The organism is Burkholderia theae (assembly GCF_048565265.1).
Lineage (GTDB): Bacteria > Pseudomonadota > Gammaproteobacteria > Burkholderiales > Burkholderiaceae > Burkholderia > Burkholderia theae.
The window spans coordinates 3,676,349-3,698,776 of record NZ_CP183461.1; the positions used below are offsets into that span (position 1 = coordinate 3,676,349).

General features: G+C 67.4%; 19 protein-coding genes and 1 tRNA gene. 10 read left to right on the plus strand and 10 right to left on the minus strand.

The window, feature by feature from the left end:
• Positions 1 to 8: 8 nt before the first annotated feature.
• The gene (locus ACN22W_RS17350) at positions 9 to 413 is read right to left on the minus strand and encodes a PaaI family thioesterase (RefSeq protein WP_048244716.1); all 405 of its coding nucleotides are present in this window, start codon (positions 411 to 413) and stop codon (positions 9 to 11) included.
• A gap of 190 nt (positions 414 to 603) precedes the next feature.
• Between ACN22W_RS17350 and ACN22W_RS17355 the strand changes: the two genes are divergently transcribed.
• Together ACN22W_RS17355 and ACN22W_RS17360 are read left to right on the plus strand one after the other, a co-directional pair.
• Positions 604 to 679: transfer RNA gene (locus ACN22W_RS17355), tRNA-Lys, on the plus strand.
• 187 nt (positions 680 to 866) lie between these two features.
• Complete coding sequence (locus tag ACN22W_RS17360; RefSeq protein ID WP_419685550.1) at positions 867 to 1,916, plus strand: DUF3592 domain-containing protein; 1,050 nt, start codon at positions 867 to 869, stop codon at positions 1,914 to 1,916.
• 45 nt (positions 1,917 to 1,961) lie between these two features.
• Here ACN22W_RS17360 and ACN22W_RS17365 read toward each other — a convergent pair whose 3' ends face one another.
• Positions 1,962 to 2,573, minus strand: a complete 612-nt coding sequence (locus tag ACN22W_RS17365; RefSeq protein WP_419685552.1) for a CGNR zinc finger domain-containing protein — start codon at positions 2,571 to 2,573, stop codon at positions 1,962 to 1,964.
• 81 nt (positions 2,574 to 2,654) lie between these two features.
• Between ACN22W_RS17365 and ACN22W_RS17370 the strand changes: the two genes are divergently transcribed.
• Positions 2,655 to 3,470: an alpha/beta fold hydrolase gene (locus ACN22W_RS17370; RefSeq protein WP_419685553.1), complete on the plus strand. Its 816-nt coding sequence runs from the start codon at positions 2,655 to 2,657 to the stop codon at positions 3,468 to 3,470.
• Between the two features lie 24 nt (positions 3,471 to 3,494).
• Here ACN22W_RS17370 and ACN22W_RS17375 read toward each other — a convergent pair whose 3' ends face one another.
• Genes ACN22W_RS17375 through ACN22W_RS17385 form a run of 3 tightly spaced genes read right to left on the minus strand, consistent with a single transcriptional unit; the run spans position 3,495 to position 5,727 of the window.
• Positions 3,495 to 4,253 carry an amino acid ABC transporter ATP-binding protein gene (locus tag ACN22W_RS17375; protein WP_193099409.1) on the minus strand — a complete coding sequence of 253 codons (759 nt, stop codon included), beginning with the start codon at positions 4,251 to 4,253 and terminating at the stop codon, positions 3,495 to 3,497.
• Entirely contained in the window at positions 4,250 to 4,930 is a 681-nt protein-coding gene (locus ACN22W_RS17380) for an amino acid ABC transporter permease (protein WP_419685554.1), read from the minus strand. Before ACN22W_RS17380 ends, ACN22W_RS17375 begins: the two co-directional genes overlap by 4 nt.
• 14 nt (positions 4,931 to 4,944) lie before the next feature.
• Positions 4,945 to 5,727 (minus strand): amino acid ABC transporter substrate-binding protein, encoded by a 783-nt coding sequence (locus ACN22W_RS17385; protein ID WP_419685555.1) that lies wholly within the window; start codon positions 5,725 to 5,727, stop codon positions 4,945 to 4,947.
• A 323-nt stretch (positions 5,728 to 6,050) separates the two neighbouring features.
• Between ACN22W_RS17385 and ACN22W_RS17390 the strand changes: the two genes are divergently transcribed.
• A complete protein-coding gene (locus ACN22W_RS17390) occupies positions 6,051 to 6,323 on the plus strand; it encodes a hypothetical protein (RefSeq protein WP_048244723.1) in 273 nt (90 codons plus the stop codon).
• A gap of 89 nt (positions 6,324 to 6,412) precedes the next feature.
• Here the strand turns inward: ACN22W_RS17390 and phnY are convergent, their stop codons facing one another.
• Both phnY and phnA read right to left on the minus strand, forming a co-directional pair.
• The gene (gene phnY / locus ACN22W_RS17395; RefSeq protein ID WP_419685557.1) at positions 6,413 to 7,867 is read right to left on the minus strand and encodes a phosphonoacetaldehyde dehydrogenase; all 1,455 of its coding nucleotides are present in this window, start codon (positions 7,865 to 7,867) and stop codon (positions 6,413 to 6,415) included.
• 29 nt (positions 7,868 to 7,896) lie between these two features.
• Positions 7,897 to 9,135, minus strand: coding sequence for a phosphonoacetate hydrolase (phnA, locus tag ACN22W_RS17400; RefSeq protein ID WP_419685559.1), 1,239 nt, complete (start codon positions 9,133 to 9,135; stop codon positions 7,897 to 7,899).
• A 209-nt stretch (positions 9,136 to 9,344) separates the two neighbouring features.
• On the opposite strand from phnA, the gene ACN22W_RS17405 reads away from it, so the two are divergent.
• The 5 genes from ACN22W_RS17405 to ACN22W_RS17425 all read left to right on the plus strand — a co-directional run bounded on the left by ACN22W_RS17405 (position 9,345) and on the right by ACN22W_RS17425 (position 15,978).
• Positions 9,345 to 10,400, plus strand: a complete 1,056-nt coding sequence (locus ACN22W_RS17405) for a putative 2-aminoethylphosphonate ABC transporter substrate-binding protein (protein WP_419685560.1) — start codon at positions 9,345 to 9,347, stop codon at positions 10,398 to 10,400.
• Between the two features lie 97 nt (positions 10,401 to 10,497).
• Positions 10,498 to 11,589 (plus strand): putative 2-aminoethylphosphonate ABC transporter ATP-binding protein, encoded by a 1,092-nt coding sequence (locus tag ACN22W_RS17410; protein WP_419685561.1) that lies wholly within the window; start codon positions 10,498 to 10,500, stop codon positions 11,587 to 11,589.
• Positions 11,586 to 13,313, plus strand: coding sequence for a putative 2-aminoethylphosphonate ABC transporter permease subunit (locus tag ACN22W_RS17415; protein ID WP_419685562.1), 1,728 nt, complete (start codon positions 11,586 to 11,588; stop codon positions 13,311 to 13,313). The genes ACN22W_RS17410 and ACN22W_RS17415 overlap by 4 nt, the downstream gene beginning before the upstream one ends.
• Before the next feature lie 48 nt (positions 13,314 to 13,361).
• Positions 13,362 to 14,492, plus strand: coding sequence for a 2-aminoethylphosphonate--pyruvate transaminase (locus tag ACN22W_RS17420; protein ID WP_419685564.1), 1,131 nt, complete (start codon positions 13,362 to 13,364; stop codon positions 14,490 to 14,492).
• A 97-nt stretch (positions 14,493 to 14,589) separates the two neighbouring features.
• Complete coding sequence (locus ACN22W_RS17425; RefSeq protein WP_419685566.1) at positions 14,590 to 15,978, plus strand: FAD-dependent oxidoreductase; 1,389 nt, start codon at positions 14,590 to 14,592, stop codon at positions 15,976 to 15,978.
• A gap of 100 nt (positions 15,979 to 16,078) precedes the next feature.
• Here ACN22W_RS17425 and ACN22W_RS17430 read toward each other — a convergent pair whose 3' ends face one another.
• Complete coding sequence (locus ACN22W_RS17430; protein WP_048244735.1) at positions 16,079 to 16,807, minus strand: phosphonate utilization associated transcriptional regulator; 729 nt, start codon at positions 16,805 to 16,807, stop codon at positions 16,079 to 16,081.
• Between the two features lie 195 nt (positions 16,808 to 17,002).
• On the minus strand, positions 17,003 to 19,174 hold the full coding sequence (locus tag ACN22W_RS17435; protein WP_419685568.1) for a phosphocholine-specific phospholipase C: 2,172 nt from the start codon (positions 19,172 to 19,174) through the stop codon (positions 17,003 to 17,005).
• 231 nt (positions 19,175 to 19,405) lie between these two features.
• Between ACN22W_RS17435 and ACN22W_RS17440 the strand changes: the two genes are divergently transcribed.
• Positions 19,406 to 20,317 carry a LysR family transcriptional regulator gene (locus ACN22W_RS17440; RefSeq protein ID WP_419685569.1) on the plus strand — a complete coding sequence of 304 codons (912 nt, stop codon included), beginning with the start codon at positions 19,406 to 19,408 and terminating at the stop codon, positions 20,315 to 20,317.
• Positions 20,318 to 20,428: 111 nt separating this feature from the next.
• Here the strand turns inward: ACN22W_RS17440 and ACN22W_RS17445 are convergent, their stop codons facing one another.
• The gene (locus ACN22W_RS17445) at positions 20,429 to 22,069 is read right to left on the minus strand and encodes an L-lactate permease (protein WP_419685571.1); all 1,641 of its coding nucleotides are present in this window, start codon (positions 22,067 to 22,069) and stop codon (positions 20,429 to 20,431) included.
• Positions 22,070 to 22,428 lie beyond the last annotated feature (359 nt).

Consider the following 22,428-nt stretch of genomic DNA (forward strand, 5'->3'; position numbering starts at 1 on the left):
CGCGCCGCTCAGCTGACGAGCGCGTAGGTCGACGTCGCGTGGACGGCCATCTTGCCGTCCTCGTCGAACAGCTCGACTTCGCCGAACACGAGGTTGCGGCCCATCCGCAGCACGCGCGCGGTGACGAGCACGTCGCCCTTGCGCACGGGACGCATGAAGTTGGTGTTCAGCGACACGGTCGTCATCGGCCGGAACTCGCCGAGCGCGGACGAGATCGCGACCACCATCGCGGTGTCGGCGGCCGCCGTGAACACCTGGCCGCAGATCACGCCGCCCGAATGGCGGAACTCGCCGGAAAACGGCAGGCGCAGCGTGACGCTGTCGTCGCCGATCGACACGGGGACCAGACCGAGCGAGCGGACCCACGGGGCCAGCAGGCGATCCAGCAATTCGCGGACTGCGTTTTCGTCCATCTTCGAAAGTCCAGAAAGCGTTGCGCGACCGCCGCGCAACGCGTGTGGCGTCATCATACCGGGACCGCGCAAACTGCGATCGCTCGTTACCGCGCCGACAGCCGGCGTAGTCTTGTCGAAATATTTTGAGGAAATTTGCAGAAAGGACTTGCCACACCCGAATTACCCGTGCATAATCTTTCTTCTGTTGGGGGCGTTAGCTCAGTTGGTAGAGCAGCGGACTCTTAATCCGTAGGTCGAGTGTTCGAGTCACTCACGCCCCACCAGGAATTCAAAAGGCCGGTCAGCGCAAGCTGACCGGCCTTTTTCATTTCCGCCGCCCGCTCGTGGCGGCCCGCGCCTCTCACGGTACGCAACCGTACGCCCCTCGCGCATCGTTTCCGCTAGAATCGTCCGACAAATATCACACGACCGGCGCAGGCACTGCCGTTTGCCCGCCGGCACTGAGAGAACATGGGACGTCAGACATGGAAGCATGTAACCGAGACGCGACCATTCCGAGGGCCTGGTTGCGCCGATATCGGCCTGTCCGTCAGGACACGCCGTTCACCCGATCCCCTCCGAATCCGCCGCGCGACGCACGAACCGGATCCGGCCATGCCGGGTAAGGACGCACTCGCCGCGCTGGCGCTCGGCGTCGTGCTGCTCGTGCTGGCGGGCGTGCTCGCCGTCACGGCCGGCCGCGCGACCGGCCACCTGGTTCGCTCGCCGGGCACGGTCGTGCGCATCGTGCAGGACAGCGACGCGATGCGCGCGTACCGGCCGATCGTCGCGTACCTCGCGAACGACGGCCAGCGTCGCGAGGTCGCCGGCAATACCGCGTCGACCGTGCCCGCGTACGACATCGGCGAGAACGTCGACGTCCTGCTCGACCCCGCCCATCCCGACCGCCCCGCACTGATCGACGATTTCGCGCAACGCTGGTTTCCGGCCGCGGTGACGGCGCTGCTCGCCATCGCGTCGTTCGCGATCGGCGTCCTGCTGACCGTCGGCGAGCGCCACCGCCGGCCATTCGACACGCCGCCGACCCGGGCCGAGCGCAAGCGGGCGCGGCGCCGCTGGGATGTCGCGATCGTGCTGATTCCGATCGCGATCGGCACCGGCTTCCTGGCCGGCGCCGGCGCGGCCGGGCTGCGTCAGTGGCAGATCGTCCAACTCTATGCGCGCTCGACCGGCCATGTCGTCGAGATCGCGAAAAATGCGCGGTCACCCCGCACGCGCACGTCGCTGTATTCGGCGATCGTCGCGTTCACGACCGACAGCGGGCGCCAGATCACGTTTGCTCAAGGTTCGGCGTCGTCGCATCCGGGCCTGCGCGAAGGCGATGCGGTCAACGTGCTGTACGACCCGGTCACGCCCGAGCGCGCGGTCGTCGATCGCTTCTGGGATCGCTGGGGCCTCACCGCCATCCTGTTCGCGATCGGCGCGCCGTTCCTCGCGGCCGGGCTGTTCATCGCCGCGACGCTGTGGCCCGAACATCGGCCGCACGAAACCGCTCAATGACGAGCGCGCGCCAGCCGCGTGGCGCGGCATCCGTAACGGCGCGCTTCAGCGTTCCCTGAACGCCTCCACCTTCGCGCGATTCCCGCACGTGCGCATGTCGCACCATCGTCGCCCGACGCCGCGGCCTCGATCGACGAAAAACCACGTACATCGGCCGCACTGCCGCACGCGCGCGAAATCGTCGCTGCGCAGCAGCTGCTCGAAGCCGAGCGCGGCCGCGTCGAGCCAGCGCGACACGGCGCGCGCGTCGGGCCGCCATGCGAATCGGCCGTCGACCGCGTCGAACGCACTGCGCCCGATCGCTTCGCGAATCGCCACGGCGAGCCGATCGGCCGCGCGCGCACCGGCGCTGCCGCCGCCGGCCGTCAGGTGCGCGATCGCGGCGTACGCATCCTCGCGAAAACGATGCAGCGCCGCCAGCGCGTCAGGCCCGTCCTGCCGCGCATGACGCAGCAGCCGCGCCAGATCGGCCGGCGCCAGCAGCCCCGATTGCCCCGACCACGCGTGCACGGCCGGCCAGTCGACGAGCTTGTCCTCGTCGCGCGACTTGCCGGTGTCGGCCACCGTGTTGAGGAAGTCGAGCGCCGGATGGCCGCCGACGAAATCGGCCGCGCCCCATTCGTGCGCGTGTCGCGCAGGCTCGTGTCGAGTAACCATTTATTCTCACCTATCGGTTTCACGTCCGAACGATCCGGAGTAACCTGTTAACAACCAAAACAGGTTAGCACGGAGAAGCCGATGCTCGAACTCGCCAACCGCTTCGTTTTTGATGGCCACCGGATTGCATGGGGAACGCTCGGTGAAGGCCCGCCACTCGTGCTCGTGCACGGCACGCCGTTTTCGTCGCAGGTGTGGCGCCGGATCGCGCCGTGGCTCGCGCGGCGCCATCGCGTGTTCTTCTACGACCTGCTCGGCTACGGCCAGTCCGACAAGCCGGATGCGGACGTGTCGCTGGGCCGCCAGAACATGCTGTTCGGCGCGCTGCTGGACGAATGGAAAATCTCGCGCCCTCGCGTGCTCGCACATGACTACGGCGGTGCGACCGTGCTGCGCGCGCACTTCCTCGACGGCATCGCGTATGCGGACCTCACGCTCGTGAATCCCGTTGCGATCGCGCCGCAGGGGTCGCCGTTCGTACGCCACGTCGCGCAGCACGAAGCCGCGTTCACCGGCTTGCCGGCGTATGCACATCACGCGCTCGTCTCGGCTTACATCGGCAATGCCGTCGCGCAGCCGCTGAGCGACGACGCACTGTCGATCTACCGCGCGCCGTGGCTCACGCTTGCCGGCCAGGCCGCGTTCTATCGCCAGATCGCGCAGATGCGGCAGCGCTACATCGAGGAGGCAGAGGCCCGCTACGCGCCGCCGGACTTTCCGGTGCGCATCGTGTGGGGCGAGGACGATGCGTGGATTCCGCTCGAACAAGGGCAGGCGCTGGCCGATCGCATCGCGGATGGCAAGCTGATCAAGGTGCCGCGCGCGGGCCACCTGGTCCAGGAAGACGCGCCGGAAGCGATCGTCGCCGCAGTGCTCGACGGATCAGGGCAGGGCTGAACGCCGCCGGTCTCGCGTCTCGCGTCAGAACACCGGCACGCCTTGCGCGAGTGTCGCGATGAACTTCGCGGTGCGCGGATCGCGCGGCCGGCCGAACAGGTCGCGCGACGCACCGGCCTCGACGATGCGGCCGTCGGCGAGAAACACCGCGTCGTGCGCGATCGACGCGGCCAGGCGCAGGTCATGCGTGGCCATCAGCATCGTCGTGCCTTCGCGTGCGAGCTGGCGCAATACCTCGACCACCTCGATGGACAGCTCCGGATCGAGCGCCGACGTCGGCTCGTCGCACAACAACACCTGCGGCGACGGCGCAAGCGCGCGCGCAATGGCCACACGCTGCTGCTGGCCGCCCGACAGCGTCGCGGGCCATGCGTCGGCCTTCGCCGCGATGCCGACCTTGTCGAGCAGCGCGAGCGCCCGTTCGCGTGCGCGCTCGCGCGGCCAGCGCTGCACGGTCACCAGCCCTTCCATCACGTTCTGCACGACGCTCAGATGCGGAAACAACTGGAAATTCTGGAACACCATGCCGGTCTGCCGGCGCACCGCGAACACGGCGTCGCGCGACGGCCGGCGTGCCGGTGCGAAGTCGATGCGCGCATCGCCGACGACGAGCGTGCCCGCCTCGGGCACTTCGAGCAGGTTCACGCAGCGCAGCAGCGTGCTCTTGCCGCTGCCGGACGGTCCGATCAGCGCGGTCACGCTGCCCGGCTGCAATGCAAGATCGATCGCGCTCAGCACGCGATGCGCGCCGAACGACTTGTCGATGCGTTCGAGACGAATCATCGCAACTCCGCCTGGAACAGCGCATGGCGACCGAAACGGGTTTCGAGGCGACGTTGCAGCGTGGACAGCACCGAACTGAACAGCAGGTAGATCAGCGCGGCTTCGGTATAGAGGATCAGCGGCTCGTAGGTCACGGCCGCGATGCGCTGCGCGGCCTGGAAGATCTCGGGCACGGTCAGCACGGCGGCGAGCGACGTGTCCTTCACGAGCGAGATGAACGAGTTCGACAGCGCGGGCAGCGCGACGCGCACGGCCTGCGGCAGGATCGCACGGCGCAGCGCCTGCGCGCGCGTCATCGCCATCGAGTACGCGGCTTCCCACTGCCCCTTCGGGATCGATTCGATCACGCCGCGGATCACCTCGGCGTTGTACGCACCGACGTTCAGCGAGAAGCCGAGCACGGCAGCCGTCAACGGGTCGAGCACGATGCCGACGCTTGGCAACCCGTAGAAAATCACGAACAGTTGCACGAGCAACGGCGAGCCGCGGAACAGCCAGATGTAGAAACGCACGACGGCCTGCGCCCAGCGCGGCCCGAACAGGCGCACGAGCGCCGCGCCGAACGCGAGCAGCAGGCCGATCGCGAACGACGCGAGGGTGAGCGGAACCGTAAACACGAGCCCCGCGTAAAGCAGGGGCCGCAACGATTCCGCCATCAGGTGCAGCCAGGGCGGCATCGTTCAGCCTCGCGTCACGGCTGCGACACGTCGCGGCCGAAATACTTCTGCGAGATCTTCGCGTAGGTGCCGTCCGACTTGATGTCCGCGAGCGCCTTGTCGATCGCGGCCACCAGTCCGGGGCTGCCCTTGCGCAGCAGCACGCCCGATGCGTCGCCGGCGCCGCTCGTGTCGGTCGCGGCGATCTTCAGTTTCGCGTCGGGCTTGTGCTTGCGGAAATCGAGGTACGACAGCGAATCGTTGATCGTCGCGTCGACACGCCCGGACGTCAGCAGGTCGATCGATTCGTTGAAGCCCTGCACCGGCACCACGTCCGCACCATGGGCCGCCGCGAGCTTGCCGAAATTGCTCGTCAGCGTGTTCGCGGATTTCTTGCCCTTCAGGTCGTCGAACGAGCGGATCGTCGTGTTGTCCGTGCGCACGATCAGCACCGCGTGCGACGCGATGTACGGCGACGAGAAAGCGTATTTCCCCTTGCGTGCATCGGTGATCGACACTTCGTTGACGACCGCGTCGTAGCGGTTCACGTCGAGGCCCGCGATCAGCCCGTCCCATTTGCCTTCGACGAATTGCGGCTTCACGCCGAGGCGCTGCGCGATCGCGGTGGCAATGTCGACGTCGAAGCCCGTCAGCTTGCCCGTCTCGTCGTGGTACGTGAACGGCGCATACGTCCCTTCGGTGCCGACCCGGAACACGCCGGACGACTTGATCTGCGCGAGATCGTCGGCCGCCAGCGCGCTCGTGACGGCAGTGGCCTGCAGCAATGCAACGACCAGGATGGAGCGAAGGAATTTCATGGTGCGGACCCCGAATGATTGGAGGGAGTGATCCCGCGGCACGCGTGTGCCGTTCGAGAGGTCCGCGAATTCTACCGACGCGTCGAAGCGCGGCAAAAACGCAAATCGGCTAACGATATGAGCCGATCGAATAACGCCGATCAACCACTCATTCCGCTGACGAAATCAGTCGCAACGCCGTGCGTCGATCGTCCGACGACGCGTTACCGGCGGTTACAGAAGCGACACCGCGGTATCACCGATTCGACACGCGCTACGTACCATGAAGACAGGTGAACCGATTGCTCGCGGGCCTTCGCACCCACGAACGGAGTGAACGGCAAATGAAACGCATCCTGTTGTCCTGCGCCGTCGGCATCGCGACCGCCTGCCTGTCGGCAAGCGCATTCGCACACACCGACGTCGGCGTGTATTTCGGCGTGCCGGGGCCGGTGATCGTGGCGCCACCGCCTGTCTACTACGCGCCGCCACCCGTCGTGTACGAGCCGGCGCCCGTCTATTACGGCCCGTACTACGGCGACTATCGCTATCGCCGCTACCGGCACGACAACGGCTGGCATCGCGGCTGGCGGCATCACCACGGCGACGACGATTGACCGTCGCCTGACGGCCGCTGCGGCTGCATCCCGCCGGGAGACATTCCGCGCGCCGGCCTTCGAGCCGGCGCGCCCGCATCACACACCGCTTACCAGGGCAGCGAATACGTCTTCGTATTCGTGAAGCTCTTCATCGCTTCCTGCACGCCTTCCTTGTAGCCGAGCCCCGAATCCTTCACACCACCGAACGGCGTCAGTTCGAGCCGGTAGCCCGGCACTTCGCGCACGTTCACGCTGCCGACTTCCAGCTCGGTGATGAAGCGCGTGATGCTGTCGAAGCGGTTCGTGCAGACCGACGACGACAGCGCATAGTCGGTGCTGTTCGACATCCGGATCGCTTCGTCGATGTCGCGAAAGCGCATGATCGGCGATACCGGGCCGAAGGTTTCATACTTCACCAGCGGCATGTCGGGCGTCACGCAGTCGACGACCGTCGGCGAATACAGCGCGCCGTCGCGCACGTTGCCGACCAGCAGCCGCGCGCCGCGTGCGACGGCATCGTTCACCTGCCGCTCGCAGAACTTCGCGGCCGCTTCGTCGATCACGGTACCCATGTCGACCGACGGGTCGGCCGGATTGCCGTACGACCATGCACGCGTCTTCTCGACGACCAGCTCGGTGAAGCGATCGGCCACCGACTCGTGCACGAGCATCCGCTTGATCGCCGTGCAGCGCTGCCCGGAGTTCTTGTACGAGCCCGACACCGCGAGCGTGCTCGCTTCGTCGAGATCGGCGTCTTCCATCACGATGATCGGATCGTTGCCGCCGAGTTCGAGCACCGCGCGCCGGTAGCCCATCCGCGATGCGATCGACTTGCCGATCGACACGCCGCCCGTGAACGTGATCAGGTCGATCGCCGGGTTCGTGATCAGTTCGTCCGCGATCTCCGTCGGGTCGCCGGTGATCACCTGCAGCATCTGCGGCGGCAAGCCGGCTTCGTACAGGATGTCCGCGAACAGGTAACACGACAGCGGCACCTTCTCCGACGGCTTCACGACGATCCGGTTGTTGGTCGCGACCGACGGCACGATCTTGTGCGCGACCTGGTTCATCGGGTGGTTGAACGGCGTGATCGCCGAGATCACGCCCAGCAGCGGGTCGCGCTGCGTGTACACGCGGCGCTTCTTGCCGTGCGGCGTCAGATCGCACGAGAAGATCTGCCCGTCGTCCTTCAGCACTTCGCCAGCGCCGAACGTCAGCACGTCGGCCACCCGCCCCGCTTCGTAGGTCGAATCCTTGATGCACAACCCGGCTTCGGCCGTGATCAGCGCCGCGATCTCGGCGGTGCGCGAGCGCACGATGTCGGCCGCGCGGCGCAGGATCGCCGCGCGATCGTGACGCGTGAGCGTCGGCCGATATGCGTGCGCGACCGCGAATGCGCGCCGCACGTCGTCCAGCGTCGCCTTCGGCACGGTGCCGACCAGCGAGCCGTCGTATGGGTTGCGCACGTCGATCACCGCGTCCCGATGAATCCGTTCACCGTCGATTCGCAGTGCTTCGCGACGAATCTCGCGGACGTCCGTCGATGCTGCAATGGCGTTCATGAGTGTGTCCCCTTGCGGATGCGGATGCATCACTGCAGATGGTTGAGCGCGATGTCGATGATGTCGAAGTTGCGCAGCCGCGCGCGGCCCGTGACGTCGGTGGCGACCGGCTTGCTGAAGATCAGCGGCACGATCTGCTCGGAGATCCCGCCGTGCGAGCGCAGCGGCACGTCGAGGCCCGACAGGTCGTGCTTGATGCGGCGCGTGCCGAGCACGACGTCCTGCTTCGAGATCACGATCAGGTCGCCCATCCGCGCGGGCGGCAGCTCGAAGCGCGCGCACCCCTCTGCGCCCGTCAGCACGACCTCGATGCCGTCGACCGCGGCCAGCCGCGCGCGCAGCGCATCGACATCGGCCGACGCCGGTACGTAGACGGTCGCGAACGAGCCGAGCGCGCCGTGGTGCACGACGTACGGATCGGTGATCGGCAGGATCACGCGCGCCGCGTCGTGGCCGAGCCACTCGTCGAACAGTTCCTGCAGGTAGATCACGTTCGGCTCGCCGGTCTCGTCGTCGTGCTTCGCGTTCATCCCGTGGTCGGCCGTGATCGCGACGATCGCACCGAGCTCGTCGAGGCGCTGAAGGTACTTGTCCATCATCGCGTAGAACGCGTTCGCGCCGGGCGTGCCGGGCGCGCACTTGTGCTGCACGTAGTCGGTCGTCGACAGGTACATCAGGTCGATCGGGCGCGTCTCGAGCAGGCGCACGCCGGCCGCGAACACGAACTCCGACAGGTCCGCGCTGTACACGCTCGGCACCGGCTTGCCGACCAGTTCCAGCACGCCGTCGATGCCGTTCTCCTCGATGCTCGCCTCGTCGGCCTTTTCCGACGAGAAGCAGATGCCCTTCAGCCCCTTGCCGAGCAGGCGGCGCAGCTTGTCCTTCGCGGTGACGACCGCGACGCGCGCGCCCTGTTCGGCGAAGGTCGCGAGCACGGTCGGTGAGACGAGGTACTTCGGATCGTTCATCAGCACCTCGGCACCGGTGTCGCGATCGTAGAAGTAGTTGCCGCTGATCCCGTGGATCGCCGGCGGCACGCCGGTCACGATCGACAGGTTGTTCGGGTTCGTGAAGCTCGGCACCACGCATTCGCCCTTGAGCGCCGTGCCGGGCTTCAGCAGCGTCCGCAGGAACGGCGCGACGCCGGCCGCGGCGGCTTCTTCCAGATATTCGTATGCGCAGCCATCGACGCAGACCACCACCACGGGCCGGCTCATCCAGTTGTAGCGGCGGCCGTTCACTTCCACGGATACAGGCGTTTCAGTCATGACGTTCATTCCTTTCAGTTCGAAGGGGTTGAGCCGTCGGCGCCCGCGCCGCGCCGAAGGGAGGTGTTTTCCATGCTTGACATTAAAATGGATGATTTGTAGATTGTCAACAACATGCAGAGAACAGAAAGCAAAACGACGTAGCAAAGAGAGGGCTGGTCTCCACTCATCCGCCGCGTGCCGCGGCGCCACAGTCAAGGGGTCTGAAGATGAACGAAGTGCCGGTAAACAAGCGTTTGAACGCATTGGCAACGGGCGCGGCCCGTTTCGCGCTGGCCGCGGCGGTCGCGCTCGGCGCCGCGCAGGCGGCGCACGCGAAGACGTCGCTGCTCGTCTATACCGCGCTGGAAGACGAGGCGATGAAGCCCTACAAGGACGCGTTCGAGAAAGCGAACCCCGACATCGAGATCCGCTGGGTGCGCGACTCGACCGGCTCGGTCACCGCGAAGCTGCTCGCGGAAAAGAACAACCCGCGCGCGGACGTCGTGCTCGGCGTCGCCGCGTCGAGCCTCACGCTGCTCGACCTGCAGGGCATGCTGATGCCGTACACGCCGCAGGGTTTCGACCAGCTCACGCGCAAGTACAGCGACGCGAACACGCCGCCGCGCTGGGTCGGCATGGACGTGTGGGGCGCAACGATCTGCTACAACCGCATCGCCGCGCAAGCGAAGAACATCCCGAAACCGACGTCGTGGGAAGACCTGACGAAGCCGATCTACAAAGGCGCGATCGTGATGCCGAGCCCGGTATCGTCGGGCACCGGCTACCTCGACGTGACCGCGTGGCTGCAGACCTTCGGTGACGACAAAGGCTGGAAATTCATGGACGCGCTCGACAAGAACGTCGCGCAGTACGTGCACTCGGGCTCGAAGCCGTGCACGCTCGCCGGCACCGGCGAATTCCCGATCGGCATCTCGTTCGAATTCCGCGGCCACGAACTGCAGGCGCAGGGCGCGCCGATCGATCTCGTGTTCCCGAAGGAAGGGCTCGGCTGGGACATGGAAGGCACGGCGATCATGAAGACGACGAAGCAGCCCGACGCCGCGAAGAAGCTCGCCGACTTCATGGCGAGCAAGGACGCGAACCAGATCACCGCGCGCTGGTGGGCGATCGTCGCGTATCCGGGCGTCGCGCGGAAGCTGGCCGGCATCCCCGACAACTATTCGGACCTGCTCGTGAAGAACGACTTCGTGTGGTCCGCGAAAAACCGCCAGTCGATCCTCGATACGTGGCAGAAGCGCTACGGGGCGAAAACGCAGCAGTAACGCCGCGACCGGCAGCGGGGCCGCGCCGCGCGCCGCCCCGCGCCACCCTTTCCGTCGTCGAATCCGGCCCCCGGGCCGCCCCAGCATGGAGGCGCGCATGGCACCTTATCTGAGCGTAGAACGCATCGAGAAGCGGTACAACGACACGCAGGTTCTCACCGACATCAACCTGAGCGTGATGAAGGGCGAGATGATCTGTTTCCTCGGGCCGTCCGGCTGCGGGAAAACCACGCTGCTGCGGATCATCGCGGGGCTCGAAACACAGAACGCCGGCCAGATCATGCAGGACGGCCGCGACATCTCGCGGCTGCCGCCGCAATTGCGCGACTACGGCATCGTGTTCCAGTCGTACGCGCTGTTCCCGAACCTCACCGTGTACGACAACGTCGCGTACGGGCTCGTGAACCGCAAGATGAAGCGCGACGCGATCCACGAGCGCGTGCACACGCTGCTCGCGCTGGTCGGCCTGCCCGACAGCCATCGCAAGCATCCGGGCCAGCTGTCCGGCGGCCAGCAGCAGCGCATCGCGCTGGCGCGCGCGCTTGCCACGTCGCCGGGCCTGCTGTTGCTCGACGAACCGCTGTCGGCGCTCGACGCGCGCGTGCGCGTGCGGCTGCGCCAGGAAATCCGCGCGCTGCAGCAGCGGCTCGGCGTGACGACGATCATGGTCACGCACGACCAGGAAGAAGCGCTGTCGATGGCCGATCGCATCGTCGTGATGAACCACGGCGTGATCGAGCAGATCGGCACGCCGCTCGAAATCTACCGGCAGCCCGCGTCGCCGTTCGTCGCGGACTTCATCGGCCGCGTCAACACGATTCCCGCCGAAGTCGCGCAGGACGGCACGCTGCGCGCGGGTACGGTCGGCCTCGACTGCCGCCACGGCGCCGCGCGGCCCGCGCAGGGTGCGGCGGTGTCGGTCTACGTGCGGCCGGAAGACCTGCGCATCCGCGTGCCGGGCGAAACGGCCGACAACGTGCTGGCCGGCCGCGTGGAAAAGCTCGAATTCCTCGGCGCGTTCTGCCGCGTGAGCTTCCGCATCGACGGGCTCGACGGCCAGGAGATCGTCGCCGACCTGTCGTATCACGACGTCGACCGCACCGGCGTGCAGGCCGGCGCGCGCATCGACCTCGCGCTCGATCGCGAGCATGTCCGCGTGTTCCCGAGCGCGAAGGAGCGACTGCAATGAGCACCGTCCTGACCGAGCGCCGCCGCGGCGCCTCCGCTCCCGCCGACGTGCGGCAGATCACGCACTGGCACGACCGCATCGCGCAGTTCGCGCTCGTCGCGATGGCCGCGCTGATGTCGCTGTTCCTGCTGCTGCCGCTCGCGCTCGTCGTGCAGAAATGCTTCGTCGACGCGGACGGGCATTTCGTCGGCGCGCACAACTTCGTCGAGTATCTGGAAGACAGTGGCGTGCTGCGCTCGATGCTGCATTCGCTGACGGTCGGCGCGCTCGTCACGGCGATCGTCGTGCCGATGGCGTTCACGTTCGCGTATGCGCTGACACGCTCGTGCATGCCGCTGAAGAACGCGGCGCGCACGATCGCGCTGCTGCCGCTGCTCGCGCCGACGCTGCTGTCGGCCGTGTCGTTCATCTACTGGTTCGGCAACGCGGGGCTGCTGAAGCCGCTGCTGCACGGCCATTCGATCTACGGGCTGCCGGGCATCGTCGCGAGCATGGTGTACGCGTCGTTCCCGCACGTGCTGATGATCCTCGTCACCGCGCTGTCGCTCGCGGACGGCCGGCTCTACGAGGCCGCCGACGCGATGGGCACGAGCCGCACGCGCAAGTTCTTCACGATCACGCTGCCCGGCGCGAAGTACGGGCTGATCAGCGCGACGATGGTGGCGTTCACGATGTGCATCAACGACTTCGGCGTGCCGGTGGTGATCGGCGGCTCGTACAACGTGCTGTCGACCGACATCTACAAGCTGATCATCGGGCTGCAGGACTTCAACCGCAGCGCGGTCGTGAGCCTGATGCTGCTGTGTCCGGCGCTCGTCGCGTTCGGCGTCGACTTCTTCATTCGCCGCCGCCAGCAGTCGCAGCTCGGCGCGCGCTCGACGCCGTATCAGCCGAAACCGTCGCGCGGCTTCGACGCCGCGATGCTCGCGTACTGCGCGCTCGTGTGCGCGTTCTTCATCGCGGTGGTCGGCATCTCGGTGTTCGCGTCGTTCGTGAAGTTCTGGCCGTACCAGATGAGCCTCGGGCTGCAGCATTACCGGATGGGGCTGATCGGCGCCGGCATCTTCGACGCGTACAAGAACAGCCTGCGGATGGCCGCGACCGTCGCGCTCGGCGGCACGATCGTCGTGTTCGGCGGTGCGTACCTGATCGAGAAGACGCGCGGCGCGCGCTGGCTGCGCGGCTTCATCAGCCTGTGCGCGATCCTGCCGATGGGCGTGCCGGGCCTCGTGCTCGGCATCAGCTACATCTTCCTGTTCAACGCGCCCGGCAATCCGCTGAACGGGCTGTACGGCTCGCTGTGGCTGCTCGCGATCGTCACGGTGGTCCACTACTACGCGTCGAGCCACCTGACCGCCGTCACCGCGCTCAGGCAGATCGACAGCGAGTTCGAGGCCGTGTCCGCATCGCTGAAGGTGCCGTTCTACAAGACCTTCCTGCGCGTGACGGTGCCCGTGTGCCTGCCCGCGATCCTGCTGATCGCGCGCTACCTGTTCGTCAACGGGATGACGACGGTCTCGGCCGTCGCGTTCCTCTACTCGCCGGACACGCAGCCCGCGTCGGTCGCGATCCTGAACCTCGACGACGCGGGCCAGATGGGCCCGGCCGCCGCGATGGCGACGCTCGTGCTCGCGACGTCGTCGTGCGCGTGCCTGCTGTTCGCGTGCATCTCGCATCGCCTGTTGCGCCGCACGCAGGCCTGGCGCACCCCGCATCGCCACTGATCCTTTCATCGCATTCACGTGACGTCCCGACTTCACCAAGGAGACACCATGACGCTCGCCGCCCAGCCCATCCTGCTCACCCCAGGCCCCCTGACGACCTCCGACCGCACGCGCGACGCGATGCTGCGCGACTGGGGTTCGTGGGACAGCGACTTCAACGCGATCACCGCGCGGCTGCGCGAACGCCTGCTGCAGATCGTGCACGGCGAAGGCACGCACGAATGCGTGCCGCTGCAGGGTAGCGGCACGTTCTCGGTCGAGGCGGCGATCGGCACGCTCGTGCCGCGCGACGGCCATGTGCTCGTGCCTAACAACGGCGCGTACTGCCAGCGTCTCGCGAAGATCTGCCGCGTGCTCGGCCGCAAGCTGACGACACTCGACTACCGCGAGGACCGCCGCATCGACCCCGCCGACGTCGAGCGCGCACTCGCCGCCGATCCGGGCATCACGCACGTCGCGCTCGTGCACTGCGAGACGGGCGCCGGCGTGCTGAACCCGCTGCACGACATTGCGCAGATCGTCGCGAAGCACGGGCGCGGGCTGATCGTCGACGCGATGAGCTCGTTCGGCGCGATCGACATCGACGCGCGCACGACGCCGTTCGACGCGGTGATCGCGGCGTCCGGCAAATGCCTCGAAGGCGTGCCGGGGCTCGGCTTCGTGATCGCGAAGCGCAGCACGCTCGAACGGTGCGAAGGCAACAGCCACTCGCTCGCGATGGACCTGTACGACCAGTGGGTCTACATGCAGCGCACGACGCAGTGGCGCTTCACGCCGCCGACGCACGTGGTCGCGGCGCTCGACGCGGCCGTCGCGCAATACGTCGACGAAGGCGGGCTCGCCGCGCGCGGCGGCCGCTACCAGCGCAACTATCGCGCGCTGATCGACGGGATGCTCGCGCTCGGTTTCCGGCCGTTCCTCGATCCGGCGATCCAGGCGCCGATCATCGTCACGTTCCATGCGCCGGACGATCCGAACTACGATTTCAAGACGTTTTATCAGGAGGTCAAAAAGCGCGGCTACATTCTGTATCCGGGCAAGCTGACCGAAGTCGACACGTTCCGCGTCGGCTGCATCGGCCACTTCGGCGAAGCCGGCATCCCCGGCGCCGTCGCCGCGATCGCCGACACGCTGCGGGCGATGGGCGTGCGCCGCGTGTCGGCCGAAGCGGCAGCCTGACGCGACTCGATGCAACCGGCCGCGTGCCCCTGTGCGTGCGGCCGGGTTTTCCTGGCCGTGCGCGGCACGGCCCCGACCCTTATTGACGAAACATCCGATGCGACCCTTCTGGATCGAACAAGCGCTGTTCAACGACGGCGATCTCGCCCCCGCGCTGCAAGGCGCGACGCAGGCCGACGTCTGCATCGTCGGCGGCGGCTTCACCGGGCTCTGGACCGCAATCCAGGCGAAGCAGCAGAACCCGGCACTCGACATCGCGATCGTCGAGGCCGACCTGTGCGGCGCCGGCGCGAGCGGCCGCAACGGCGGGTGCCTGCTCACGTGGTCCGCGAAATTCCTGACGCTGCGGCGCCTGTTCGGCGAAGCCGAGGCGATCCGGCTCGTGAAGGCGTCGGAAGCGGCCGTCCAGCACATCGCCGATTTCTGCCGCGCGCACGACATCGATGCCGAACTGCGGCTCGACGGCACCCTGTACACCGCGACGTCGCGCGCGCAGGTCGGCACGCTCGCGCCGGTGCTCGACGCGCTCGCCGCGTGCGGCATCCACAGCTACGAGCCGCTGCCGCCCGCCGAAGTCGCGCGCCGCTCCGGTTCCGCGCGCAATCTCGACGGCGTCTACTCGCCGATCGCCGCGACCGTGCATCCCGGCAAGCTCGTGCGCGGGCTGCGCCGCGTCGCGCTCGCGATGGGGATCCGGATCTACGAACGCACGCCGATGCTCGACTTCACGCCCGGGCAGCCGGCCGTCGTGCGCACGCCGTCCGGCAGCGTCACGGCAGGCAAGCTCGTGTTCGCGATCAACGCGTGGATGGCGAGCCGCTTCCCGCAGTTCGAGCGCACGATCGCGGTCGTGTCGAGCGACATGGTCATCACCGAGAAATGCCCGGAACTGCTTGAGAAGACCGGGCTCGTCGACGGCGTGTCGGTGCTCGATTCGCGGATCTTCGTCTACTACTACCGCACCACCGCCGACGGCCGGCTGATGCTCGGCAAGGGCGGCAACACGTTCTCGTGGCGCAGCCGCATCGCGCCGGTGTTCGACCAGCGCTCGCCGTACGAGGCGCAGCTCACGCAAAGCCTGCGCGAATTCTTTCCGTCGCTCGCGGGCGTGCCGGTCACCGCGAGCTGGAACGGGCCATCGGACCGCTCGGTCACGGGCTTCCCGTTCTTCGGCCGCCTCGACAACGCGCCGAACGTGTTCTACGGCTTCGGATATTCAGGCAACGGTGTCGGGCCGACCTACATGGGCGGGCAGATCCTGTCGTCGCTCGTGCTCGGCCTCGACAACGCGTGGACGCGCAGCCCGATCGTGCGCGGCCCGCTCGGCCATTTCCCGCCGGAACCGATTCGTTATGTCGGCGCGCACGTCGTGCGCAATGCGATCCGCCGCAAGGAACGCGCGGAGGACGAGAGCCGGCAGCCGTCGGCCGTCGATACGTGGCTCGCGAAATTCGCGAGCGCGGCCGGGAAGGCCGACAAGGCGTGACGAGGCGATGATGCGACGACGGTAACGACGCAATGAAAAAGGGACGCTGCGAAGCGTCCCTTTGCCTTTGGGCGACGGCCCGAGCGAGCCTTGCCGGGCCTTATGCGCGCGCGGTTTTGTCCCGCGCCGCCTTGCCCGTCGCGGGCAGCCCCTGCTCGTGCGTACGGCGCATCCGCGCAAGACCATGCGCGACGTGCTCGCGCACCAGTGCGACGGCCTTCTCCCCGTCTCCGCCCGCGAGCGCCTGCACGATCTTGTCGTGCTCGGCCGCGGACACGGCGATCGCATCCTCCTCGGCCTCGATCGCGGCCTGGCGCAGCAGGCCGAGCTGGCGCACGAGCCGGCGGTAGGTGTCGGTGAGGTGCGTATTGCCGACGCCGACGACCATCGCGTCGTGGAACTGCACGTTCAGCTCGGTATAGCGCGTGACGTCGTGCGTCTTCGCGGCGTCCTTCATCGACTGAATGATGCCCTTCAGCACCTTCAGCGTGTCGGGCGAGATGCGCTGCGCGAGCGCGCGCGCGACCGACTCGTCGAGCATCGCGCGCACTTCGTAGATTTCCTCGGCCTCGCGCAGCGGCACGACCCGCACGGTCACGCCGCGGTTCTTCTCGTTGCGCAGCAGGCCGGCCTGTTCGAGCGCGCGGAACGCCTCGCGTACGGGGCCGCGCGACACGTTCAGCTTGGTCGCGATCTCGACTTCGTTGAGCTTCTCGCCGGGTGCGTATTCGCCGGAGACGATCGCGCGCTCGAGCATGTCCTGGACAATCATCGCAAGCGACTGGCTTTGCAGGAGTTCGATGGCGCTGAGCGTGTTCGGGGCAGTCATGGTCGGGCAGGCAGCGGAGCTGCGGGTGAAAACGAGGGCGCCATATCGGCGAATGATCCTTATATACCCTCGGCCCGACACATTGTCAACAGTTTTCAGTTTCCAAAAACCAATTCCGCCTGCCGGCATGCAATCGGCAGGCGGTGGTCGCGCGACGGGCGGAGTTCGCCCGAACCGCGCGACGCTTACCGGCCGTCAGGCCGAGTGCTTCACCGGCCCCGGATCGCTGTGGCTCGGCCGGCCCGTCTCGACGTGGCCCGCGAAGCGGCGCACGACCTTGTCGTCGCCGCCGCGCAGCGTCGTCGCGGTAATCGTCAGATCGTACCAGCCGTGGCTCGACGACAGCTCGAAGTGATCCTCGACGCGCTCGCCCGGCTCCAGCGTGTAGGTGCGCGCATGCGCATGGCTGTACGCGTTGTCGACCGTCACACGGCACGTCGCGCGCCCGCTGTTGCGCAGTTGCAGGTACACGTGACGGTTGCGCACGTCGTAGCCGATCTTCGCTTCGGGGTTCGCGTGGCGGCCGTCCGCCGCGAGCCGCGTGTTGCCCTGGAACTCGCACAGATAGCCGTTCGGGCCGTACGCCGCGAGATGGTATTCGCCGCGCGCGGCCGACGTGCTCCACGTGTCGACGAAACGATCGTGCGCGGACACCGCATAACGACGCGGCGGCGTCGTCGGGTTGCGGCGGTCGTACACGTAGAACGCCGCGCCCGCGTCGCCCGAGTTCGCGAAGTCGAGCGACACGGTGTCGTCGTGTCCGCTCACGCGGCTGTGCACGAACAACTCGTACGGCAGCGCGCGCGCGGGCCGCGTGCCGGGCTCCTGCGCCGGCATCGACTGCTGCGCGGGCACCTGGTACGCCTGGCCGGCCGTCGCGATGTGCTGCGGCACCGTGAAGCTCACCGTGCGCGTGTCGGGCCGCGCGGAGAAGTCGAACGCCGACGTGAGGTCGCCGCAGATCGACCGGCGCCATGCGCTGATGTTCGGCTCCTTCACGCCGAAGCGCGCTTCGAGGAAACGCAGCACCGACGTATGGTCGAACGTCTCCGAGCAGACCCAGCCGCCCTTCGTCCACGGCGAGATGATGATCAGCGGCACGCGCGGCCCGAGGCCGATCGGCTGGATGCCGCCCGGGTCCGCGCCCGGCACGAGCGGGCTCATCTCGCCCGGATACTTGTTCAGGTCGAGCAGCTCGTCGCCGAGGTTCGACAGCAGGTTCGACGACACGATGCCCTGGCCGCCCACGCCGCTCGTGACCGGCGGCACCGGCGGCACGACGTGGTCGAACAGCCCGTCGTTCTCGTCGTAGTTGAGGATGAACACCGTCTTCGCCCACACCTCGGGGTTCGACGTGAGCGCCTCGAGCACCATGTTGATGTAGAACGCGCCGTCGGTCGGCGACGCCTGCGGGTGCTCGCTGTACTTGTACGGCGCCACGATCCACGACACCTGCGGCAGCCGGTTCGCCTGCACGTCGGCCTTCAGCTCGGCCAGCGTGTGGTCCGACGCACCCTTGTCGACCAGCGGGCCGCTCGCGCCTTCCTTCACCTGGAAGCGCTTGAAGAACATCAGCGAGTTGTCGGTGTAGTTGTCGGTCGGGTCGCCCGGGATGCCCGTGCCGCCCTGGTACACCTTCCAGCTGACCTTCGCGTTCTCGAGGCGTTCGGCATAGGTCGTCCACGTGTAGCCGTTCACGTCGTCGCGCTCGCCGATGCCCGGGCCGTTCGGCGGGTTGCCGTAGATGTTGCGCGGGTCGACCGTGCCGGTCCACAGGTAGATGCGGTTCGGCGCCGTGTCGGCGTGCGCGGAGCAGAAGTACGAATCGCAGATCGTGAACGCGTCGGCCAATGCGTAGTGGTACGTGAGATCCTGGCGCTTCAGGTAGCCCATCGTCAGCACGTCCTGCTTCTGGTTCACCCACTGGTCCCACTGGCCGTTGTTCCAGGACAGGTGGCCGCTGCTCCAGCCGTGGTTGGTGCCCGGCTGGAATTCGGTCGTCTGCTTCGGGTCGAGGTAGAACGGCAGCACGTACGGCGCGGACGGATCGATGCCGCGCGAATGGTAGTTCTTCGTGAACACCGACGCCGGCGGCTGCTGCCACACCGGCGCGCCGCTCGGCAGCAGGTGCGGGCGCGGGTCGTTGAAACCGCGCACGCCGCGCAGCCCGCCGAAGTAATGGTCGAACGAACGGTTTTCCTGCATGAAGATCACGACGTGTTCCACGTCGCGGATCGTGCCGGTGCGATAGGCGGCCGGCATCGCCAGCGCGTTGCGGATCGCGGGCGGAAAGCCCGCGTAGGCGGCCATCGCGCCGGCCGACTGCGCGGCGAGGCGCAGGAAATCGCGTCGATTGTTCGAGGACATGAAGGGAACCCTGTTGTCGGTAGGAGTGGGGTGCCGGTCGAGCGGGGCCGGCGGTCGGTGTGTTACCCGCTATTACCCCGCACCGGCATGTCCCGGCCGTGACCGGTTCCCGCAGGTTTCTTGCGCTGACCCCCAGCTTTTTTTCGAAGTGGCGCACGACGCGCCTTTCATGCGGCCGACACACGCGTGCGCTACGCTGACGCGCGATGAAGAGGGGGGAGAAGCCGAGTCGTGTTCGATCAGCTGAAGGCGTTCCACGCGACCGTCCGGCAGGGCAGCATCACGCGCGCCGCACGCCACCTGGGCGTGAGCCAGCCGACGATTGCCGCGCAGATCCGGCAGGTCGAGCAGGTGTACGGCGTCGAACTGTTCTACCGCAGCGGCCGCAAGCTCGAGGTCACCGAGACCGGTATCGAGCTGCTGCCGCTCGTCGAGAAAATGATCGCGCTCGAGGCGCAGGCCGACATCATGCTGCGCAACGTCGGCGGCCTGTTCGAAGGGCACCTGCGGATCGGTGCGACAGGCCCGTACTACATCATGGACGCGGTCGGCCGCTTCTCGAACGCGCATCCGTCGATCGCGCTCACGTGCCGGATCGGCAACTCCGAGGAGATCCTGCAGGCGCTGCAGGAATTCCGCATCGATCTCGCCGTCTCATCGCAGCGCAATGACGCCGACGGCCTCGAACGCAAGGTGATCTCGACCGACCCGCTGGTGCTCGTCGTGCATCGCACCCATCCGCTCGCGCGTTTCGACGCGATCGATCCAGCGCAGCTCGCCGACGTGCGGCTGCTGATTCGCGAGGAAGGCTCGATCACGCGCCGCTGCACGGAGACGATCCTGGCCACGGCCGGCGTCGCGACCGCGTCGGTCGCCGAGATCGGCAGCCGCGAAGCGATCCGCGAGGCGATCCTGCATGGCGTGGGCGGCAGCCTGTTTCCGCTCGGCGAGGCCGAGCGCCATCCGGACCTGCGCGTCATCGCGCTGCGCGGCGTCGACACGACGATCGACGAATACGTGTACTACCTGAAGGCGCGCCGCCAGAGCCCGGCGATCGACGCGTTCCTTGCGTGCATCCTGCCGGCGGAGCCCGCCACGCGCGACACGACACTCGACACGACGCGGCGGGCGAACGCGCGCTGAGCCGCCGCGCGTTCGCCGCTTTCGCGCATTTCCTGCTGCATTGCCTGGCGCTTTTCGTCGCGCCTTCCCTCGTTTTTTCCTCGTGCCTTCCTTTTTGCGCCCGGCCGCGCGTCACTTCGGCAGCGCCGGAATCATCCACGTGAACAGGTGCTGCTGCAGGAACACGAGCACGCCAAGCAGCAGCGTGAGAATCACGCTGTGCCAGAAGGTGCGCGCGAACACCAGGCCCTCCTGCCCCTTCAGATCCGTCGTCGACACGCCGGTGGCGATGTTCTGCGGCGAAATCATCTTGCCCATCACGCCGCCCGACGAGTTGGTCGCGGCCATCAGCACGGGATCCAGCCCGAGCTGCCGCGCGGCGACGACCTGCAGGTTGCCGAACAGCGCGTTGCCCGACGTATCGCTGCCGGACAGGAACACGGCGATCCAGCCGAGCGACGCGGACACCAGCGGGAACAGCGCGCCCGTCGACGCGACGCCCGTGCCGAGCGTGTAGCTGATCCCCGAGTAGTTCAGCAGGTACGCGAGCCCGACGATCATCATCACCGTGACGATCGCGATCCACGTCTGCCGCCAAGTCTTGACCACGCATTCGACGAACGCACCGGCGCCGGTACGCGTCAGCACGGCGGTGATGATCGCCGACAGCAGGATCGCGGTGCCCGTGCCGAGCGGCTGGAAATCCCAGATCGCCGCATACGGCTTGTGGTACAGCGACACGAACACCGCGTTGTGCAGGCCCGGCCACTTGATCTTCACGTCGCCGATCGCCGCGACGTTCGCGTGCACCCACACGATCACGACCACCGACACGACGAGCCACGGCAACCAGCCGCCGAAGCCCGCGCGCGCGGCGCCGGCCGCCGCGGGCACGCTGCGCGCGAGCGCGTATTGCGGATCGGGCTGCGGCCGCCACACCTGCAGGAAGCCGATCGTCACGATCAGCGACGTGAGCGACGACAGCACGTCGGTGAGCTGGTAGCCGAGGAAGTTCGACGTGACGAACTGCGCGATCGCGAAGCTGGCGCCCGACACGAGCAGCGCCGGCCACAGCTGCCTGATCGAACGCAGCCCGCCATACGCGCCGACCACATAGAACGGCAGCAGCAGCGCGAAGAACGGCAACTGGCGGCCGACCATCTGGGCGAGTGTCGCGGGCGGCAGCGACGTGACCGCGCCGAGCACGGTGATCGGCACGCCGAGCGCGCCGAACGCGACCGGTGCGGTGTTGAACAGCAGCGTATAGGTGAGCGCTTCGAGCGCGGGGAAACCGAGCGCGATCAGCAGCGCGCTCGTGATCGCGACCGGTGTGCCGAACCCCGAGATCCCTTCGAGCAGGCAGCCGAACGAGAACGCGACGACCAGCAGCACGAGGCGGCGGTCGTCGGGCAGGTTATCGAGCATCCACTGCCGGAACTGGTCGAAGCGGCCCGACTTCACCGCGATGTTGTACAGCAGCAGCGCGTTGAAGACGATCCACATCACCGGCACGACCGCGAGCGCCATGCCCGCGCCGACCGCATTGAACGCGAGCCCGGCCGGCATGCCCCACGCGCCGATCGCGACCGCGAGGCCGGCGACGAGCCCGGCAAGCGATGCCTGCCACGCGGGACGGCGCAGCACGCCCAGCGCGATCAGCGCGACCGCGATCGGGATCGCGGCGACGAGGAACGACAGGAACAGCGAGTTGGTGACGGGCGTCAACGGCTGCGCGAAGACGATGCCGGGCGGTAGGGCGTCGGTGGGATTCATCGTGTCTCCAGATGTCGACCCGAGTTGGCGCTTCAGCGCCTACTCGGGTCCCATGCCATGTGCGGTCGACCCGAGTTGGCGCTTTAGCGCTTACTCGGGTCCCATGCCTTGTGCGGTCGACCCGGGCTGGCGTTTCGGCGCCCCCGGATTCGGGGCAAAGCGATCGTTCCACGGTCGCGACAACGATCGGACGCTTGCGCACGCAACGACGTTGCACGGCCAACCGATCGGTCGCTTAAAAGAGGTTAGGAGGCGCGCGGCGCTTGTACAAGGGGGGACAAGCCCGATGCGTGGCGACCCGGTGCGAACCCTCCGCTTCGCGGTGGCCGGCAGATGGCGGGCAACTGCCGCGCTCGACA

Excerpts from the sequence above, each read along its gene's own strand:
- ACN22W_RS17360 (WP_419685550.1), top strand. The coding sequence starts at position 867 with ATGGGACGTCAGACATGGAAGCATGTAACCGAGACGCGACCATTCCGA.
- ACN22W_RS17390 (WP_048244723.1), top strand. The coding sequence starts at position 6,051 with ATGAAACGCATCCTGTTGTCCTGCGCCGTCGGCATCGCGACCGCCTGC.
- ACN22W_RS17375 (WP_193099409.1), bottom strand. The coding sequence starts at position 4,253 with ATGATTCGTCTCGAACGCATCGACAAGTCGTTCGGCGCGCATCGCGTG.
- ACN22W_RS17415 (WP_419685562.1), top strand. The coding sequence starts at position 11,586 with ATGAGCACCGTCCTGACCGAGCGCCGCCGCGGCGCCTCCGCTCCCGCC.
- ACN22W_RS17405 (WP_419685560.1), top strand. The coding sequence starts at position 9,345 with ATGAACGAAGTGCCGGTAAACAAGCGTTTGAACGCATTGGCAACGGGC.
- ACN22W_RS17380 (WP_419685554.1), bottom strand. The coding sequence starts at position 4,930 with ATGCCGCCCTGGCTGCACCTGATGGCGGAATCGTTGCGGCCCCTGCTT.
- ACN22W_RS17410 (WP_419685561.1), top strand. The coding sequence starts at position 10,498 with ATGGCACCTTATCTGAGCGTAGAACGCATCGAGAAGCGGTACAACGAC.
- phnY (WP_419685557.1), bottom strand. The coding sequence starts at position 7,867 with ATGAACGCCATTGCAGCATCGACGGACGTCCGCGAGATTCGTCGCGAA.
- ACN22W_RS17350 (WP_048244716.1), bottom strand. The coding sequence starts at position 413 with ATGGACGAAAACGCAGTCCGCGAATTGCTGGATCGCCTGCTGGCCCCG.
- ACN22W_RS17435 (WP_419685568.1), bottom strand. The coding sequence starts at position 19,174 with ATGTCCTCGAACAATCGACGCGATTTCCTGCGCCTCGCCGCGCAGTCG.
- ACN22W_RS17430 (WP_048244735.1), bottom strand. The coding sequence starts at position 16,807 with ATGACTGCCCCGAACACGCTCAGCGCCATCGAACTCCTGCAAAGCCAG.
- phnA (WP_419685559.1), bottom strand. The coding sequence starts at position 9,135 with ATGACTGAAACGCCTGTATCCGTGGAAGTGAACGGCCGCCGCTACAAC.
- ACN22W_RS17370 (WP_419685553.1), top strand. The coding sequence starts at position 2,655 with ATGCTCGAACTCGCCAACCGCTTCGTTTTTGATGGCCACCGGATTGCA.
- ACN22W_RS17365 (WP_419685552.1), bottom strand. The coding sequence starts at position 2,573 with ATGGTTACTCGACACGAGCCTGCGCGACACGCGCACGAATGGGGCGCG.
- ACN22W_RS17420 (WP_419685564.1), top strand. The coding sequence starts at position 13,362 with ATGACGCTCGCCGCCCAGCCCATCCTGCTCACCCCAGGCCCCCTGACG.
- ACN22W_RS17445 (WP_419685571.1), bottom strand. The coding sequence starts at position 22,069 with ATGAATCCCACCGACGCCCTACCGCCCGGCATCGTCTTCGCGCAGCCG.
- ACN22W_RS17385 (WP_419685555.1), bottom strand. The coding sequence starts at position 5,727 with ATGAAATTCCTTCGCTCCATCCTGGTCGTTGCATTGCTGCAGGCCACT.
- ACN22W_RS17425 (WP_419685566.1), top strand. The coding sequence starts at position 14,590 with ATGCGACCCTTCTGGATCGAACAAGCGCTGTTCAACGACGGCGATCTC.